The 18,116-nt window shown below is 72.6% G+C and carries 14 protein-coding genes; 3 read left to right on the top strand and 11 right to left on the bottom strand.

Going from position 1 to position 18,116, the window contains the following annotated elements; all coding sequences use genetic code 11:
- Positions 1-47: 47 nt before the first annotated feature.
- Positions 48-548, bottom strand: a complete 501-nt coding sequence (locus IFT79_RS11280) for a MarR family winged helix-turn-helix transcriptional regulator (protein ID WP_159825458.1) — start codon at positions 546-548, stop codon at positions 48-50.
- Positions 549-852: 304 nt separating this feature from the next.
- Here IFT79_RS11280 and IFT79_RS11275 point away from each other — a divergent pair, with 304 nt between their 5' ends.
- A complete protein-coding gene (locus tag IFT79_RS11275; RefSeq protein WP_056047096.1) occupies positions 853-2,151 on the top strand; it encodes an NAD(P)/FAD-dependent oxidoreductase in 1,299 nt (432 codons plus the stop codon).
- Between the two features lie 130 nt (positions 2,152-2,281).
- Here IFT79_RS11275 and IFT79_RS11270 read toward each other — a convergent pair whose 3' ends face one another.
- The 5 genes from IFT79_RS11270 to IFT79_RS16920 all read right to left on the bottom strand — a co-directional run bounded on the left by IFT79_RS11270 (position 2,282) and on the right by IFT79_RS16920 (position 7,632).
- Entirely contained in the window at positions 2,282-2,989 is a 708-nt protein-coding gene (locus IFT79_RS11270; protein WP_192124248.1) for a hypothetical protein, read from the bottom strand.
- An 85-nt stretch (positions 2,990-3,074) separates the two neighbouring features.
- Positions 3,075-3,806: an NAD(P)-binding domain-containing protein gene (locus IFT79_RS11265; protein ID WP_192124245.1), complete on the bottom strand. Its 732-nt coding sequence runs from the start codon at positions 3,804-3,806 to the stop codon at positions 3,075-3,077.
- Positions 3,807-3,931: 125 nt separating this feature from the next.
- Entirely contained in the window at positions 3,932-5,614 is a 1,683-nt protein-coding gene (locus IFT79_RS11260; protein ID WP_192124243.1) for a chaplin family protein, read from the bottom strand.
- A gap of 99 nt (positions 5,615-5,713) precedes the next feature.
- The gene (locus IFT79_RS11255; RefSeq protein WP_192124242.1) at positions 5,714-6,766 is read right to left on the bottom strand and encodes a hypothetical protein; all 1,053 of its coding nucleotides are present in this window, start codon (positions 6,764-6,766) and stop codon (positions 5,714-5,716) included.
- 179 nt (positions 6,767-6,945) lie between these two features.
- On the bottom strand, positions 6,946-7,632 hold the full coding sequence (locus tag IFT79_RS16920) for a TetR/AcrR family transcriptional regulator (protein WP_192124240.1): 687 nt from the start codon (positions 7,630-7,632) through the stop codon (positions 6,946-6,948).
- 202 nt (positions 7,633-7,834) lie between these two features.
- On the opposite strand from IFT79_RS16920, the gene IFT79_RS11245 reads away from it, so the two are divergent.
- On the top strand, positions 7,835-9,145 hold the full coding sequence (locus tag IFT79_RS11245; RefSeq protein ID WP_192124238.1) for an ice-binding family protein: 1,311 nt from the start codon (positions 7,835-7,837) through the stop codon (positions 9,143-9,145).
- Positions 9,146-9,276: 131 nt separating this feature from the next.
- Here IFT79_RS11245 and IFT79_RS11240 read toward each other — a convergent pair whose 3' ends face one another.
- The 4 genes from IFT79_RS11240 to IFT79_RS11225 form a co-directional block, all read right to left on the bottom strand.
- Entirely contained in the window at positions 9,277-10,692 is a 1,416-nt protein-coding gene (locus tag IFT79_RS11240) for a LamG-like jellyroll fold domain-containing protein (RefSeq protein ID WP_192124236.1), read from the bottom strand.
- A 35-nt stretch (positions 10,693-10,727) separates the two neighbouring features.
- A complete protein-coding gene (locus IFT79_RS11235) occupies positions 10,728-11,333 on the bottom strand; it encodes a hypothetical protein (RefSeq protein ID WP_056047117.1) in 606 nt (201 codons plus the stop codon).
- A gap of 183 nt (positions 11,334-11,516) precedes the next feature.
- A complete protein-coding gene (locus tag IFT79_RS11230) occupies positions 11,517-13,193 on the bottom strand; it encodes an ABC1 kinase family protein (RefSeq protein WP_342211832.1) in 1,677 nt (558 codons plus the stop codon).
- 41 nt (positions 13,194-13,234) lie between these two features.
- Positions 13,235-13,777 (bottom strand): PadR family transcriptional regulator, encoded by a 543-nt coding sequence (locus IFT79_RS11225; RefSeq protein ID WP_056047119.1) that lies wholly within the window; start codon positions 13,775-13,777, stop codon positions 13,235-13,237.
- Between the two features lie 386 nt (positions 13,778-14,163).
- Here IFT79_RS11225 and IFT79_RS11220 point away from each other — a divergent pair, with 386 nt between their 5' ends.
- A complete protein-coding gene (locus tag IFT79_RS11220; RefSeq protein WP_192124233.1) occupies positions 14,164-16,185 on the top strand; it encodes an Ig-like domain repeat protein in 2,022 nt (673 codons plus the stop codon).
- 197 nt (positions 16,186-16,382) lie between these two features.
- On the opposite strand, the gene IFT79_RS16915 is transcribed toward IFT79_RS11220, so the two are convergent.
- Complete coding sequence (locus IFT79_RS16915; RefSeq protein WP_342211831.1) at positions 16,383-18,095, bottom strand: CBM35 domain-containing protein; 1,713 nt, start codon at positions 18,093-18,095, stop codon at positions 16,383-16,385.
- Positions 18,096-18,116 lie beyond the last annotated feature (21 nt).

Below are 18,116 nucleotides of genomic sequence, written 5' to 3'. Positions count from 1 at the left end.
CCGCTGCCGTCCGACCTCCCGACCAGGAGGCGCGGCGTCGGTCGTCCTCACGGCGCCGCGACCCCGAGGGCGTCGCCCAGGTCGCGGAAGACCGCCTCGGCGACGGGACGACGGGACGCGGACAGCGCCTCCTGCACGACTCGTCCGTAGAGGATGCCGGCCTCGTCCACGCCGCTCGACCCCTCGGCGGTGAGCGCCAGGACGAAGCTGCGTCGATCGGTCGGGTGCTGGAGCCGGACGACGAGACCGGCGGCCTCGAGGCGGTCCGCGAGGGCCGTCATGGCACCCGACGAGAGCCCCAGGGCTTCGCCGACCTTCTTGGGCGGGGTGTCGCCGTGCACGGAGAGGTGCACCAGGGCGAGGTAGTCCGTGGCGCCGACGCCCATGCCCTTGGCCAACCGGTCGTTGACGGAGGCGATCCGGGACTGCAGGCGCTGCAGCGCGACGAGCACGGCGGTGACGTCGTCGGTCCGCGGCTCAGGGCGGGTGTCGGCACGGGTGTCGGAACGGGGCGCGACGGTCGTCTGCGCGTCGGGGGCGGGGGTCATCGGGTCTCCGGGAGGAATCGGACCGGGTACGGCGTCCACCTCGGCCCGGGGTTCGGGTCCCGTCCGACGACTGCGCGACACATGTCGCTTATTGAACGAGCAACTCGATCACCAAGTAGTTAGATGAACGTACCATCGGTGGACGGGCCCCGGAAGTCCCCCGGTCACGGGTCGTCCGTCGATGCATCCGGTGCACGATCCGACTCGTGAGGCGAGTAAACTCGCGGCGGACTCGGCGCCAGGGTCCGGCCAACCGGGGTCGACGACGATCCGACGACACGATCGACACCGCAGGAGCAACCCCATGACCGCAGACCCCCGCCCCCACGTCGTCATCGTCGGCGGCGGCTTCGCCGGCATCGCGGCGATGAGGTCCCTCCGAGACGCCGACGTCCGCATCACCCTGATCGACCGCCACGTCTACAACATGTTCCAGCCGCTCATGTACCAGGTCGCCACCGGCGGCCTCAACGCGGGCGACGTCACCTACTTCCTGCGCAGCCTGCGGTCCAAGCAGTCGAACGCCGAGTTCCGCCACGGGCTGCTCACGACGATCCGCGCCGACGAACGCATCATCACCCTGCGCGACGGCGAAGAGATCGCCTACGACGCCCTGGTCCTCGCCAACGGCGTCAACACCAGCTACTTCGGCACCAAGGGCGCCTACGAGTACGCCTACTCGATGTACTCCCGGTCGCAGGCGCTGCGCATCCGTGACGAGCTCTTCACGCAGCTCGAGAACGCCGCGGCCTCGGTGGGCAGCGGCGAGGTGCGCGTCGTCATCGTCGGTGGCGGTGCCACGGGCGTCGAGATGGCCGGCGCGCTGGCCGAACTGCGCGACCAGGCGTTGAAGGACGCCTACCCCGAGATCGACGCGTCGAGCATCACGATCACCCTCGTGCACCGCAGCGGCGAGTTGCTCAAGCCCTTCTCCCCCCGTCTGCGCAAGTACGCCGCCAAGGTGCTGCGCAAGCGCGGCGTCGACCTGCGGCTCGACACGGGTGTCGAAGAGGTCCGTCCCGACGGCGTCGTCGCCGCGGACGGCGAGTTCATCCCGGCCGAGCTCGTCATCTGGGCCACCGGCGTCGCGGCCCACGCCGAGGTCGCCTCGTGGGGCGTGCCCCAGACCCACGGCGGACGCATCCAGGTGAACGACGACCTCACGGTCAAGGGCTTCGACTGCATCTTCGCCGCGGGTGACATCGCCGCCACCGACGACGCCCTCGCTCAGCTCGCCCAGCCGGCGATCCAGGGCGGCGAGCACATCGGCGAACAGATCGTCCGCCTGCTCGCCGGCAAGAAGCTCGCGCCGTTCAAGTACCACGACAAGGGCACCATGGCCACGGTGGGCACGAACGCCGCCGTGGTGCAGTTGCCCAACGGCTTCACGCTGACCGGCCCCGTCGCCTGGCTGCTGTGGGTGTTCGTCCACATCACGAGCCTGCTCGGGAACGGCAACCGACTCTCGACCCTCACGCACTTCTTCGTGCGCTACCTCTGGGCGCTCCGCAAGCGGGCCATCCCCATCGTGGGCGACGTCCGGCCGGTGCGCCCGAACGGTGACCGGGCGCCCGAGAAGTGGCAGACCGAGAAGGCCGAGTAGCAGCCCGCGCCTCCTGACCCGGACGCCTAGAACCCCGTTCACGAAGACGAACCACGATTGATCGGGGTTCTTCTTCGCGAACGGGGTTCTTCGTTGATCGGCTACGTGCCCGATCGGTCGAGCGGAGGTGTTACTCCGTGGCGGCGGTGATCTTCGCGACGCCGACGAGCATCTCGTCCTGGACGGCGTCGGTCTTGAAGGTCTGGTTCAGCAGCGACGCGGCGTCGGGGCTGATGTGCACCGTGGTGCCCTCGAGGACGGCGTTCGAGCCCTCCATCTGGATCGGCTTCAGCGTGCCACCCCAGAGGTTGAACAGGTAGGCGTCCTCGGCGGCGACGGTGCCGTTGGCGGTCACGGTGCCGTAGAGCTTGCTCTCGCCCGGGTCGATGCGGAAGTCGGTGAGCTCGACGACGGTGCCGTCGGCCGAGGTCAGCGACAGGCCGGAGCCGTCGTGGTCGATCTCGCCCTGGACGTAGGGTCGCACGTCGCTGTCGGGGCCGTAGTAGTCGACGTTTCCGCCCGTGATCGGGAAGGCGAACGTGCCGTCGGTGAAGGTCGCGGTGCCGACGACGCCGGGGGTCAGGCCGAGCGAGGTGATCGCGTCGACGAAGGACTGGTCGACGGCGACCTGGGTGTCGACGCCGTTGCTGAGGTCGGCGATCGACGCGGCGGGCGTCGAGGCGGCGCTGGGCTCGGAGGACGACGAGCTCGACGAGGAGGACGTGTCGGTCGAGGTGCCGGAGTCCATCGAGCACGCGGCGAGGGAGAAGATCAGGGCGCCCGAGGCGACGAGGCCGAGGGTGGTCTTGGTGATGTTCTTGCGAGTGAAAGCGTTCATGGTGAAGCTCCTTGTCAGTTGGTCCCGGTGGGGATGTACTGGGTTCGCCACCGGGCCCGAAAAGGATTGGAACGCATCTACTTCGTTACCCCGCCGTGACCTCCACCGCCGCGTCGGCACCGGCGACCGGGCTCGGGGAACGTCGTGCGCGGGCCACCGCGAGCCCGCGTTGCGAGCTCCAGAAGTCGCGGACCGTCTCGCGGAGTTCGGACGCGCCGACGTCCGCTCCGAAGGCCAGCGACCCCGGCTCGAGGGCGATGCCGTCGGCCAGGGTGGGCAGGGCGACGGGGTCGAAGCCGATGGCGTCCACGAGGTCCGCGACGACGTCGAGTGCCTCTCGGTCGTCCGATGCCAGGGCGATCGCGCTCCGCTCGGGATGACCGGCGGGCAGTGCTCCCTCGTCGAGGTCGTGGTACCCCATGTGGTTGAACCCCTTCACGACGCGTGACGCGGGCAGGTGCTGCTGGACGAGCTCGCTCGTCGAGGTCCGGACGTCCGAGAGGTCGTCGCGCAGGCCGTCCGTCTCCCACCAGTAGTTCATGGCGTCGACGACGACCTTGCCCGCCAGGGCGTCCACCGGCACCGAGTCGAGCTTGCCGAGCGGCAGGGCCAGGACGACGATGTCGGCCTCCCGTGCCGCGTCGGCCGACCAGACCGCGCGGGCCCCGGGGGCGATCACGTCGACGATGAGGCGGATGCGGGCAGGGTCCCCCGAGCCGGAGAGGAGGACGGGGTGGCCGGCGGAGTGGACGAGGCGGGCGAGGACGGTGCCGACCTTGCCCGCGCCGAGGATGCCGATGGTGGGTGCGGACGTCATGTGTCGTGCAACGCACGAGGGCATCCGACGATTCCGGACGCGGCGATGCACCGCAGGCCCCTGAACCAGGTCTGCGGTGCACCGTCGGTGTGGAGTCGCTCAGGAGCGAGCGACGAAGGTGACCGTCAGGCGCGGGCCGTCCGGCGGCGGGCCGCCACGAGCAGGCCGAGCCCGGCGAGCAGCGCCAGCAGTCCGCCCAGGAGCGGGGCCGTCGCGTCACCACCGGTGAAGGCCAGCGACGAGTCGGCGGCGAGGGCCGAGGAGGCGCTGGTCCCCGAGGCGAGGACGCTGCGGTCGGCCGCTGCGGCGGTCATGAGCACGGTGCCGGTGGTGCCGGTCGTGCCGTCGACGCCGGGGGTGCCGTCGGTGCCGGGCGTGGTGGTGCCGCCGTCACCCGGGGTGGCGGGCGTCGTCGGGTCGGTCGGCTCGAACGGCTCGGCCGGGTCGACGGGGATCGTCGGGTCGGTCGGGTCGGTCGGGTCGGTCGGGTCGGTCGGGTCGGTCGGGACGGTCGGCGTGGTGCCGGTCGTCCCCTCCGTGGTGTCGCTGTCGCCGACCACCGAGACGGCGTTGCCGCCCACGGTCACGGGCAGCCCCACCGACGGCACGACCTGCGTGCCCCCGAGGATGCCGTCGTCACCACTCGTGGTGCCACCGGTCGAACCCGAACCGGTGTCGGTGGTGCCGGTGCCCGTCGTGGTGCCCGTGCTGCTGCTGTCGCCGATCACCGAGACGGCATTGCCGCCCACGGTCACGGGCAGCCCCACCGACGGCACGATCTGCGTGCCCCCGAGGATGCCGTCGTCACCACTCGTGGTGCCGCCGGTCGAACCCGTACCGGCGCCGGTGGTGCCGGTGCCGGTGGTGCCGGTGCCGGTGCTGCTGCTGTCGCCGATGACCGAGATCGCGTTGCCACCGACCGTGACCGGGGTGGTCACCGTCGGGATCACCTGCGTGCCCCCGGCGACGGAGTCGTCACCGCTGGTGGCGGCGCCACCCGTGGTCGGACCCGTGCCGGCGCCGGTGGTGCCGGTGCCCGTCGTGGTGCCCGTGCTGCTGCTGTCGCCGACCACCGAGACGGCATTGCCGCCCACGGTCACGGGCAGCCCAACCGACGGCACGACCTGCGTGCCCCCGAGGATGCCGTCGTCACCACTGGTGGTGCCGGTGGCCGAGCCGGTGGGGCCGGCGTCGGTCGCGCCTCCTGCGGGGGTGCCGGTCGTGGTGCCGGTCCTCGACGAGTCGCCCAGCACCGAGATCGCGTTGCCGCCGACCGTGACCGGCAGGGTCACGTCGACGAGAGCCTGGGTGCCCGAGCCGATCGCGTCGTCGCCCGACGTGGCGGCAGGTGCCGCCGGTACCGGTGCCGCGGGGGCCGCGGCCTGGACGGGAGCGGCCGTGCCGGCCGAGTCGCCCAGCACCGAGACCGCGTTGCCACCGACGCTGACCGGTACGTCGATCGAGACGATGCCCTGGCTGCCCGAGAGCACGCCCGAGTCGCCGCTCGTCGTCGTGACGGGCGCGGCGGGTGCGGCGGGTGCCGCGGCCGGGGCGGCGGGTGCCGCAGCCGGAGCGGCAGGGGCGACAGGCGCCGCAGGGGCCGGCGCGGTGCTGCTCGAGTCGCCGAGGACGCTGACCGCGTTGCCGAGCGCCGAGACCGGAGCCTCGACGACGGCGCCGACCTGGGTGCCCGAGAGCAGCCCGTCGTCACCGGTGGTGGTCGCCGCGTTCGCGGCGGTGGTTCCGAGGGCCCAGATGCCCCCGATGAAGAGCGCTCCCATGAGCCCTCTCGAGACGTACGTGTTCATGGTCTTCTCCAAGAGATGAGGTGTGTGGTGCCGCGGGGTCGCGGCGGGGTCGCTGATGTCGCCGGCAGCCGGGAGGCTGCAGGGGCGACGCGACCGGCCTCAGTCGGGGGAAGAGTCGGTGTCGTACGCAGGCGTCGACGGGAGGTCGTCGTCGCCGTCCGCGGACCCCGCCGAGACGGCGAGTCCGGGAAGCAGGGAGGCGCGGGTCGCGTCGAGCGCGACGGCACCGCCGGCCGCTCCGCCGCCCGAGGCCTGACCGTTCGCGCTTCCGCCGGTGCCCGAGGGCAGGGCGGGCGTGCCGTGGTCGTCCCCGGCAGGAAGCGGTGCGGGGCCGGGGGTGGGCGCCAGGGGTGCGCTGGTCGTGTCGGCGGACGAGGACGGACCCGAGGCGATCTGCGCCCGCAGGATGCCGACCGCGTCGATCGATGCGGTCGTGCCGGACACGTCGGACGCGTCGGCCACCACGGCGACGGCGAGCTCGTCGGCGGCGACGACTCCGAGGCCGTCGGCTCCGTCGACGTCCGCGTCCGCCCCGGCGGGCACGTCGCCCGCGGGGACCGTGACGCCCGGTCGGGGCGTGACGCCCCCGGGCACGACCGGCGGGAGCACGGGGGCGGCGGGGGCCGCAGCCGAGTCGCCGACGGCGGTCAGACCCTCGTCGACGACGCCGGTCAGCGGATCGGTCACGGTCGAGACGGGCGCCGGGCCGGTGACGGCAGGCACCACGGGGACGGACGCGACGACCTGGTCCACGGTCTGCGCGACGGGCGCGACGACCGACGAGACCGGTGCGGCGGCTGCGACCTGCTGCACGACCTGGGGCACCACGGGGGCGGCGGCCTGCACGACCTGCTGCACCGGGGGTGCGACGGCCGTGGCCTGGACGGCGACGCCCGTGACCTGTGACACCGCGCCTCCTGCGGTCTGACCGACGGCGGCCACGGGGGCGTCGAGCGATCCGGCGACCTGGCCGACGGCCGAGGTGACGCCGCCGAGGAGGGACGACGGGGCCTCGTCGGCCGAGGCCGACGGGGACGAGAAGGCGAGTCCGAGACCGACCATGCCGATCGCGGCGAGACCCGAGAAGCCGAGGAGGCGCACGAGACGGAGCGGGGCGGGTCGCCTCGTCGTCGTCTCGGCCGTCTGATCCACGGCGTACCTTCTTCGGTCGCATCTCACCGGGGTGGTGGGTCCCGGCGTCGGGGTCGTGCCCCTCATCACGCTGGTGAGACGCGATGTGCCGTCTTTTCTACGCCGACGACGCCGGATTGTCCATGAGCCTGTCTCAGATGTACCCCGATCGCCTCGACGACCCGTCGGCGAGGGACGGCTCAAACCAGCTCGAGGTCCCAGGAGGGCGGCACGTAGACGGAGCCCCACCCGGCGCGCAGGCGCGTGATCGCCCGGTCGAACGACTCCACGACGTCCATGTCACGTCGGACCATGGACTGCAGCTGCAGTCCCTCGTACAGGGCGATCAACTGCTCGGCACCCCTGGCCGGCTGCATCGTGTCGGGTTCGCGCCCGAGCTCGACGTCCTGCGCGAGCGAGCTGTGGATCAACCGGTAGAACTGCTGCCACTGGTCGTGCAACAGCGGCGCCAGCGCGTGGCCGGGGGTCGCCGCGACGTTGACGGTGGCACTCAGCAGGCGCATCAACGCGGGTTCGGCGGCGTTCGCGGCGACGATCGCGCGCAGCAGGGCGATCGTGCCGTGCGTCCGGGCGAGGGGGAGCAGCGGCCGGGTGCGGCGGCCGACCCAGAGGTCGACGGTCGCCAGGACCAGGCCGTTCCAGTGGGTGAACTCGTCGCTCACGGTCTTGACGGGCAGATCGGCGGCTCGGGCGACCAACTCGAACGACGCCTCGTGGAAGGCGTGCTCGGTGAAGACGCGCATGGCCGCCTCGACGATGGCGATGCGTCGCTCGACGGCGGCGGACGGGGCTCCGAACGGGGTGGCGGGGGTGGTCGTCGTGGCCGTCGGGGCGTCCGACGACTCGGGGTGGGTCTCGTGGATCACGCATCGACGTTACGGACCGCACGGCGCACGAGTCGACGCCCAGTCCGGGGTACACGGGTGCCGCTGCGTCGGTCGCGTCGCCGGATGACGCGTCAAGGATTGAGTTCTCAGGGAGACCCGCGTATACCTCAGGTAACGGGGAACGCCCGCACGAACCGATCACGTGTGTCCAGGTGCCTCCTCTTCCCAGTCAGGTGGCGCCATGCCCCGTTCGACGTCCCCTTCCCTCCTCGCCCGCTCGGGGCTCGTCCTCGGCGTCGCCGCCGCCCTCACGATGGCCTCGGCCCTCCCCGCGAGCGCCGCGAGCGTCATCGACGGCCCCGTCGACCTCGGGTCGGCCCGCAGCTACGCCGTGCTCGCCGCCTCGACGGTCACCAACACCGGCCTCAGCGTGGTGAACGGCGACGTCGGCCTCAGCCCCGGTTCCTCGGTCACCGGGTTCGACGCCGGTGGCCCCGGCGTGATCGTCGGGGGCGTGCAGCACGTGGCCGACGAACCCGCGCGGCTCGCGCAGCAGGACCTCACCTCGGCCTACGACGTGGCCGCGGCCCTCACCCCGCAGGAGAGCAACGTCGTCGACCTGGCCGGTCGGTCGCTGTCGCCCGGCGTCTACTCGGGGGACGCGGTGCAGCTCACCGAGAACGGCAGCCTCGCGTTCGCCGGCTCCGATCGGTCGGTCTGGGTCATCCAGGCCGCCAGCACCCTGACCATCGGCGCGAACACGACCATGACCTTCTCCCAGGGCGCCAGCGCGTGCAACGTCTTCTGGCAGGTCGGCAGCTCGGCCACCCTCCTCGCCGACGCGGACTTCCGCGGGACCATCCTCGCGCAGGAGTCCATCACCGCGACCACGGGTGCGACCGTCGTCGGACGGCTCCTCGCCCGCACCGGCGCCGTGACGCTCGACACCAACACCCTCACCGTGCCCGCGGCCTGCCCCACGGTCGGCACGCCGTCCGAGACCGTCGCACCGACCATCACGTCGGGCAGTCCGACGGCCGCGACCGAGGGCACCCCGTACTCGTTCACCGTCACGGCGACCGGTGCCCCGGCCCCGACCTTCACCGTCACCACCGGCACCCTGCCGGCCGGCCTCACGCTGAACGGCACCACCGGCGAGATCTCGGGCACCCCGACCACCCCCGGCGACACCACCGTCACCATCACGGCCGACAACGGCACGACGCCGCCCGACACCGCGGACTACACGATCACGGTCACCCCGGCCGACGTCGTCACGCCGCCCCCGGGCGACGGCGGCACCCCTCCCGGCACCGTGACTCCCCCCGGCACGACCACGCCGCCCGGCGCGACCACGCCGCCCGGGACGACCACGCCGTCGACCCCGGCCGTCCCCGTCTCCGACCGGAACGGCACCGGCCCCCGCGGTGACCTCGCCTACACGGGTGCGGACACCACGCTGCCGGTGATCGGTGCCGGCCTGGTCCTGCTCCTCGGTGCCGCCCTCGTCACCGTCACGGCCATCCGACGCCGCCGCCTCGCCCGCTCCTGACCGACGGGTCCACCGGCGGCGCCTCGCTCGACCGACCCGCGCCTCCTGACCGAGGCCCCGGGCCCGGGTCCCCGGGCCCGGGTCCCCGGGCCCGGGTCCCCGGACGCCGGTCGGCGGACGCCGGTCGACGTTCACCGGCCGGCCGCGTACCTCGCGCTCACCTCGGCCGCCGTCGAGGCGACGTCGAGGACCGTCGTGTCGTCGAGGTCGCCCCGGAAGTGCTTGCTGGTCGGCGGCGAGGGCCAGGGCGCGTTCACCGCGTCGTAGCCGATCCGCCAGTAGCCGCGGGCGTTCTCGGCCGCCGCCTGGGACGACGACCCGACCGGCGCGCCGTCCACGTAGAGCGTCATGCCCGAGGCGTCCAGGGTCGCCGTCGCGAGGTGCCACGCACCGTCGGTGTACGTCGACGGGCTCTGCAGGGTGAAGTACCCGCCGCTGTAGACGCCGAAGATCAGCGTGCCCCGGTCGGTCAGGTAGAGGTGACGGTCGTACTGTCCCGACGCGCCCGCCTGGCTGTTCCCGAAGCCGATCAGCTTGCCGCCCGTCGTCGTGGTCGTGCGGAACCAGGTCTCGACGGTGAAGACCTGGGGGCCGTCGACGTTCAGCCCCGTCGTGACCTGACCGTCCACGCCGTCGAGCCTCAGGAACGGGCCGTCACCGGGGGCGCACGTGCCGCCCGTGATCGTGGCCCCGGGGGTGAGGGTGCCCGGTCGTCCGTTGTCGCTGCTGTCGCGCGCGGTCGTGCCGACCCCGTCGTTGAACTGGTAGGCGAATCGCGCCTGCGCCGCGACCGGGCGGTCGAGGCAGGCGAACCGCGAGGTGGCGAGCACGCTCGAGGTCGAGGTCGTGGCCGAGAACGCCGCGTGGCTCGAGCCGACGACGAGGAACAGCACGGCCACCCCGGCCACCACGGTGAGGGCGACGCCCGAGACCCGGGCCGCGCGCGACCGCCCCGACGGCTGCGTGGGCGCACGGTGACGGGACGGGGCGAGGGGGTCGACGACGTCCTCGCTGGTCGGCTCGAGCCGCATCGCCGCGAGCAAGAGCAGCACGACGAGGGACACGACGAGCACGCCCACCACGCGGTCGCCGCCGTGCCAGAGCATCGGCGACCCGATGGACGGCACGAGCAGGACCCCGACGCCGTGCACGGCCTCGGCGGCGACGGGGCTCGAGTCGACCTCGGCGTTCGCGTCGCCCTTGAGTCGCAACGACCCGTCGTCGGTCGTGTCGACCAGACGGTGCAGCCGCAGCTCTCCGGCCCGGTCCGGATCGTCGACGAGCAGCACCTGCCCCGCGTCGAGGTCGGCGGTGTCGACGGGCATCGCCACGACCACGTCCCCGGCGGTGATCGCGGGCGACATCGACCCCGTGACCACGGTCGTGGGCGACCAGCCCCAGAGGGCCGGGACGGCCGCCCAGAGCAGGAGGCACACGGCCGTCGTCAGGACGACCCGCGCGATCGTCGCCAGGCACAGCGCACCCCAGAACGACAGGTCGGAGCGGACCTGCGGGGTGGTGGCGGCGGGGGCCGCGAGGGTCGTCATGTCGGCGTGTTCCGGCTCGGGCGTCGTCTCCCGCGTCAGCGGGTCTGGGCCTCCCAGGTGAAGGCGATCGCCGCGCGCGAGTCCTGACCGGTGTTCGGCGTCGACTGGCTGAGCGCGTACGTGAACTTGAACGAGCGCGACTCGGCGGCCGTCCCGTCCGGTGACCAGGTCGGGGCGCCGGTCGCGTAGCCGGTCCGCTGGCTGGCGAAGTCGGCGAGGGTGCCCGAGAAGACCTGCGCACCCTGGCTCGCCGGGGTGAAGCCGTCACACGAGGCGCTGGAGGCGCCCGATCCCTGTTGGATCGTCAGGTCGAGGAAGGACGAGAGCGAGTTGGTCGTGGTCGCCGCGGTGCCGTAGAGCCGGACCGACGAGGGCAGGCTGCCCGTCGAGGTGACCGTGATGCACCTCGTGCCGGTGTCACCGGGCATCAGGCCCGAGGCCGAGAACAGGGCGACGTCGGAATCGTCGTCCGTGAGCTGCACGGTGCCGGTCGACCAGTTGCTCGTCGGGTTCGAGGTGGTGGCCGAGAAGGCCGAGTACGACGCCGTCGAGATGATGGCGCCGGAGGCGATGACGGCGACGGGCACGGCGGCCCAGCGGGCACGGCGGGTCCAGCGGGCGCGGCGGAGCGATCGGGACATGTCGGGGAGTCCTTCGGGTGGGGGGCGCCGAGGCCCCCGTGGTGCCTGTCGGGAGGGGGCTGTGACGTCTCGGCACGGTGCCGATGGGGCGACGGTACCGAGGGATCGTCGACTCGGTAAGGGGCGTCGTGTCCCCAGTCAGGGGGAACCCCCTGTACCCCGCCGGGGCGCACCGGCCGGAGGTCAGCGTCCGCGGCCGGCCAGCAGCGCGTGCAGCAGGGGCACCGCCGAGGTGGCCATGAGCACCGTGCCGACCACGTCGTCCCCGCTTCGCAGGACGGCCCCCGCGATCAGCAGGGCGGCGAAGAGCACGGCCGAGACCACCCGCCGGGCGGTCCGCTCGATGCGGGTCAACTGGCGCTCGATCCGGGGGCTGCCCACCTCGAGCGTGCTGTCCTCGAGGCGCGTGACGAGGTGGTCGAGTCGGCCGGGCAGACGCACGGCCACCGTGGCGGCGTCGAGGGTGCGGCGCGTGACGTCCTGCACCGCGTTGCCGCGTTCGTCGCGGATCAACTGGGCCGCGTAGGGCTCGACCGAGTCCCACAGGTTGAACGCCGGGTCGAGCGCGCTGGCGACCCCCGAGGTCAGCGTCATCGCCCGCAGCACGAGCAGGAAGTCCTCGGGCAGCTGGAACGGCAGCGACCGGATGAGGTCGCCGAACTGCCCGGCGAACTCGCGGTACTCCCGCGGGTCGACCTGCCGGAGTTCGGCGAACCCCATGCCGCCGAACCGGGCGAAGGTGGCGGTCACGGCCCGCTCGAGCCCGAGCGTGTCGGCGCTCGGCAGCAGGACGCCGAGGTCGCGCATGGCGTTCACCATGCCCGAACCGTCACGCGAGGCCGCCGCGATCAGCAGCTTGCGCAAGCCCGTCCGGGTGCCCGTCGGCACCTCGCCCATCATGCCGAAGTCGATGAAGGTGAGCTTCCACGGTCGCTGCCCGTCGACCGCGTCGGGCACGGGCGTGACGAAGATGTTGCCGGGATGCGGGTCGGCGTGGAAGAACCCGTGGGTGAAGAGCTGGTCGAACATCACCGCGGCGAAGACGGGGGCGACCTCGGCGGGGTCGATGCCGGCGGCGGCCAGCGCGTCGACGTCGGTGATCTTGATGGCCGAGACGTCGTCCAGCACGAGGACGCGACGCGTGGTGCGCTCCCACACGACGTCGGGCACGCTCACCCGGTCGTCGTCGGCGAAGTCGGCGGCGAAGCGGGCCGAGTTGGCGGCCTCGTTGAGGTAGTCGATCTCTTCGAGGCTGGTGCGCGCGAACTCCTCGACGAGGGCGGGGGCGTCGACCCGGTCCGACACCAGCCGGACGTGGCTGAGCCAGCCGCCGACGCGGCGGAGTGCGGCGAGGTCGACGTCGACCACGGCGTCGATGCCGGGCCGCTGCACCTTGAGCACGACGTCCGTGAGGCCCGTGTCGGCCGCGTCGACGGGCCCGAGCGTCGCCCGGTGCGCCTGGCCGAGCGAGGCGGCGGCGATGGGCGACTCGGCGACGGTGGCGAAGACCTGCCCGAGGGGTCGGCCCAGCTCGGCCTCGGCCAGGGCGCGGATGCCCGAGAAGGGCACGGGCGTGACCTCGTCTTGCAGCCCCTCGAGCTCTTTGGTGATCTCGGGCGGCAGCACGTCGAGGCGGGACGACAGGTACTGGCCGACCTTGATCATCAGACCGCCGAGGTCGAGGGCCAGAGCGTGGAAGCCCCGGGCGAAGCGCCGCATGCGTCGCGCACGCGTGCGCTCCGCGAGCCGCCGCAGGCCGAAGCGGGGCAGGACGAGTTCGAACCACCAGGTGACGGCGAGGTGCCGCGACGCGAACCGCAGGATGCGACGGTAGCGCGCGCGACCGGCTCGGTCACGCACCGGAGGACTGGACGCGGAGGGGTCGGTCGACGCCACCCTCGTCAGTCTCGGGCGAGGATCGAGTAGATGCGACGACGGGCCTCGTCGAGCACCGCCACCGCCTCGTCGACCTGCTCGGGCGAGCCCGTCCGGCCGACCTGCGCCGTGGCGCGGGCCAGCTCGACGCCGGCCTTGGGCAGGGCGCGGAACCGGTCGCCGGTGGCGGAGCGCTCGGGCTCCCACGGAGCCGACGGGTCGACCCCGGCGGCGGCGCGACCGGCCTCGGTGAGCGAGTAGACCTTGCGGCCGTCGGTCTCCTCCGCGGCGACGAGCCCCTCGTCGGAGAGCAACTGCAGGGTCGGGTACACGGACCCGGCGCTGGGCTTCCAGTCGCCGCCGCTGCGCTCGTCGATCTCGCGGATGATCTGGTAGCCGTGCATGGGGCGTTCGGCCAGCAGCGCGAGGATCGCGGCCCGCACCTCGCCCCGCGGCGCACGGGTGCCCTCGCGGCGGTCGAAGGTCGAGCGGAGCTGCTCCATGGCCTGCCACATGCCGTCGAGGCCGGTGCCGAAGCCGAAGGTGCCGGGTGCTGACGTGCTGCTCATGGTGTTCTCCTTCTCGAGGGTGCAACGGGGTCGAACGATACCCGGACGATATACCCCCACCGGTGGCCCGTCAGGGCTGACGCCCAGGCAGGAGGCGCGGCCGCCGAGATCCCGAACGGTCCTGTTCTGGGGGTCCCCACGCACTCGTTCGGGGGGTTCGGGCGACCGGGCGAGGGTGGTTGAGTTCCATTCGTGGGTATGAACCCCCACCGACGGCGCGTTGCCGTCACCTCTCCGGCGTTCCCCGACGTCCGCCGGCGAGCCCTGCTGCCTCGGCGTTCCCCGACGTCCGCCGAGGCGGCAGGACCTCCGTCGTTCCCCGACGTCCGACGGAGTCGTACGTCCCTCGGTGACGGTCCGCGCCTCCGAGATCCCTGGAGTCCGCCATGCCCTCGTTCCCGACCCGCCGCCTCGCGGCGACCGCCGCCGCCGCGGCCCTGCTGTTCACCGTCCTGGTGACCGCCCCCGCCCAGGCCGCGACCCCGTCGCCCGCCCCGGCCGCCACCGTCCCCACCACGACGGCCGCCGCCTCGACGGCCACGTCGGGCGTCTCGGCCGACCTGTCCGGCGACATGATGACGGTGCCCGCGGCGCCCCTGCTGAGGGCCCAGACCGACGACGACGTGTCGCCGACGACCGGGGTGACGGACCACCCGGTGTACGTCAGCGTCGCCGCGGCGACGGCCGCGACCTCGGACGACTCCCCCACGCCTCCCGACGACGCCTCGATCCGGGCCGCCGTGACGCAGCTGCACGACTACTGGTGGGCGGAGTCGGGTCACACCGTGAACGTGACGCTCGCCGGCATCGAGACCCGGTCGCTCGACCAGGCGTCGTGCGTCCCGGCCACGGTGCTCAACACGGTCCACACGTCGGCCTTCGGCGGACGGTTCGCCCGGTACGCGTGGGCCGGCACGAACGAGCACCTGATCGTCCTGAGCCGCGAGACCTGTGGGACGACGGCGACCGCGTTCGGCACGGTCGGCGGCGACGGCGGCGAGGTCTTCAGCTCGTACGGAGCGGGCAACACGCTGGGCGTCCCCGTGCTGCTGCACGAGTTCGGCCACAACCTCGGCTTCGGCCACGCCGGTGCCGGCATGTGCCGCAGCACGACGTCGTTCGACGGGGCCGCGAGCGACTACCGGTACGCCACGTCGACCGACTCCCCCGCCTCCTGCCCCGTGCTCGAGTACGGGGACTTCCTCGACATCATGGGCTACTCGGTCTCGTCGTCCCGCCCCCACCTGTCGTCCGTCCAGCGGGTCCGCGCCGGTTACCTGACCGACGTCACCACGCTCAGCGGGGCGGGCACGACCCGCCAGGTCACCGTCGCCTCGCTCGACGGCGCCGCGAAGGGCCGCGCCGTCAAGGTGGTCGACCCGGTCAGCGGTCAGGACTACTACGTCGAGTACCGCACCGCGACCGGGACGGACGCCACCAGCCCGGAGTTCGGCGGACGTTCTCCGTCCTGCGCCCTCGTCGGATCGGGCTTCACGCGCTGCGCGCTCACCAGCGACAAGACGACCGGCAGCGTCCGGGTGCTCCGACCGCTCACCCTCGCGGGCAGCACGGTGTCGACCGTCGCCCTCGCGGTCGGCCTCGACGCCGGGCGCGACCCCAGCCGTCGCGACACGCACCTCGACGCGGGCGAGTCGTTCACCAGCGCGAACGGCGGCTTCACGGTGTCGGTCCGCTCCATGACCCCGTCGGGCGGAGCGGTCCTCGACGTGAGCCTCGCCGGGGGGTCCGCCAAGGTGCCCGCCTCCGCTCCGGCCCCGACCCTGTCGGCCCCGGCGCCCGCGACCGCACCCGCGACGACGACCAGTCGCCTGAGCGTCGACCGCTCCCGCCAGACCCACGGCTCGAGCACCCCGATCACGACGACCACCCAGGTCGTCGCGTCGGACGGCTCGGCCCCGAGCGGGACGGTGACGCTCCGGGACGACACGGCCGTCGTCGGCAGCACGAAGGTCGGGTCCGACGGGCGCGCCACGGTGACCCTGCCGGGGACGACCGCGGCGGGCACCCACCAGCTGCGCGCCTCCTTCGTCCCTGCCACGACGACGCAGTCCGGCTCGGACTCGGCGGTCGTCGGCGTCACCGTCGACAAGGCCTCGTCGTCCAGCGCGTTGACCCGTGGGACGACGGCGATCACCAAGAACAAGGCGGCGACGGTCACGGTCACGGTGTCGGCCCCCGGCGTCCCCCGCCCCACCGGCACCGTGACCGTGACCTCGGGCGGCAGGACCGTCGGCACCGCCACCGTCTCGGCCGATGGAGCAGGACGCGTCACCGTGCCGGTGGGGACCTTCACCCGCGGGGGCACGTACGTCCTGTCCGCGTCGTACGCCGGGTCGGGCAACGTGTCCGCCAGCGTCTCGAAGCGGATGATCGTCGTCCTGCGCTGACGTCCGCGGCGCCGAGTCCGCGGCGCCGAGTCCTCGGCGCCGGGTCCGCGACCCGGGCGCCGGAGCGTCAGGAGGCGCGGGTCGCGACCACAGAGGGGCGGTGCGTCACGGCACGGGACCGTGACGCACCGCCCGGCCCGACAGGAAGAGCTGTCGGGCGGCCGGGCCTTCTCAGGAGCCCGGCGGCCTACCGGCGGCTACCGCGGAGTCACCGTGATCGAGTCGAGCTCGGCGAATCCGGTGCCCCCGGCGAAGTTCGGAGAACCCTTCGCCAGACGGATCACGTTGACCCCGGCCTTGAGCGTGACGAGTGTGGCCGCCGAGGTGGCGAACCGCCCCCAGCCACCCGTCGGTGCGTACGACACCGTCGAGAACGCACCACCGTTGAAGGCGAGGCCCTGCGTCGACGTCGCTGCGCCTCCGTTCGCGTAGCGGGTCGTCAACGAGTAGCTGCCGGCCGTCGGCACCTCGACCACGAAATCGACGAACGAGTTCGACCGGCCGTCACCCAGACCGTCGATGCGACCCACGTAGCCGGAGTTGGACGCCGAGGACGACGACAGGATCGACGCGTTGACCACCGTCGCGTTCTCGGCCTCGTAGGTCTGCTGGTAGCTCGTGGCCGGGCCCGAGGCGGGCGTGACGACCACCTGGTAGGCGCCGAGGTAGTCCTGGTTCGGGATGGGGACGGTGACGGCCCCGTTCACGACGCCGACGGTGGTACTCGACAGCTGGGTCGGTGCAGCGACGTTCGCCATGCGTCCCGAGCGCGGCGTGTAGTTCACCGTCACCCTGACCTGCGACCCGAGACCGGCCAGTCCCTTGACCTGTACGGCGTTGTCACCGAACGTCCCGCCGAACGCGACGTTGACGATCCCGCGGGTCGAGTCGTACGAGGCGAACCCGTCGAGATCGCCCGAGGGCGTCACGTCGACCATGGAGCCTGCCATTTCGCCGTACCACTTGTAGAGCCAGTACGACCCGGTCGGAGCGTTGTTCCAGACGAGTCCCCCGACCGTCCCGGATTCGTACCAGTACGCGCGTTCGGCGTCCTTGATGCCGGTGCGCTCGAACTGCGCGATGAAGTGGGCCGCGACGCTGGGGGTGTCGACCTGGTTCGGCGAACCGTATTCGTTGATCGAGATCGGACGCGGGCTGATGCCGAGGTCACGCTCGATCGATCGGTAGTCGGCCACGTGCTCGTCGACGTCGGCCCACCCGCCGTCGTCCAGTTCGTGCCAGACGACGACGTCCGGCAGGGTGCCGTCGGCCTTCGCCCTGGCCATGAACTCGCGCATGCGGTCGGGGTAGTAGCGGCTGTAGCTCGGACCCACGATCGGCGTCACCGTGTCCTGCAGCTTCACCTGGCGGTAGGTCCGGGTCCACCCGTCGAGGAACGGGCCCGCCTTCGCGGTGTCCCAGGTGCCGTCGGGCTCGTTCCACAGCTCCCAGCCGTTGATGTTCGTCGTGCCCGCCGCGGCGACCCGGGCCCCGACCATCGTGTCGATCTTCTGCGTCCAGTCCTGCCAGCTGATCCAGCGGTACGGGAAGTCCGGGTAGACGTCGGGCATGCGGGCGTACGACTGTGCACCGTCGCGGGTGAACGCGTTCGCCGTCTTCAGCACGTCGCCGGTCGGCACGGTGGCACCGTTGCCGAGCTGCTGCACGCCGGGAGCGGGCTGCGTGTGCTGCTTCAGCCGCAACGGCGTCAGCAGACCAGGGGCCGGCGTCGTGTCGGACGCCACGGCGTACAGCCCCCCGGCTCCGACGTGGGTGACGGGCCTGATGCTCGTCGAGGCGTCGACGACGAGCGTGTTGCCCGCCGCTTCTGCGGGTGCCGCCGGTGCGACGAGCGCCGCGAGGACCGCCGTCGCCGCCAGCAGTCCCGTCGTGATCTTCGTTCGGTTCACAGAGAAGCTCCTTTGCTTTCT

The organism is Frigoribacterium sp. CFBP 8759 (assembly GCF_014841655.1).
In the GTDB taxonomy this organism is placed as follows: Bacteria; Actinomycetota; Actinomycetes; order Actinomycetales; family Microbacteriaceae; genus Frigoribacterium.
This window is presented reverse-complemented; position numbering and strand designations above follow the sequence as displayed.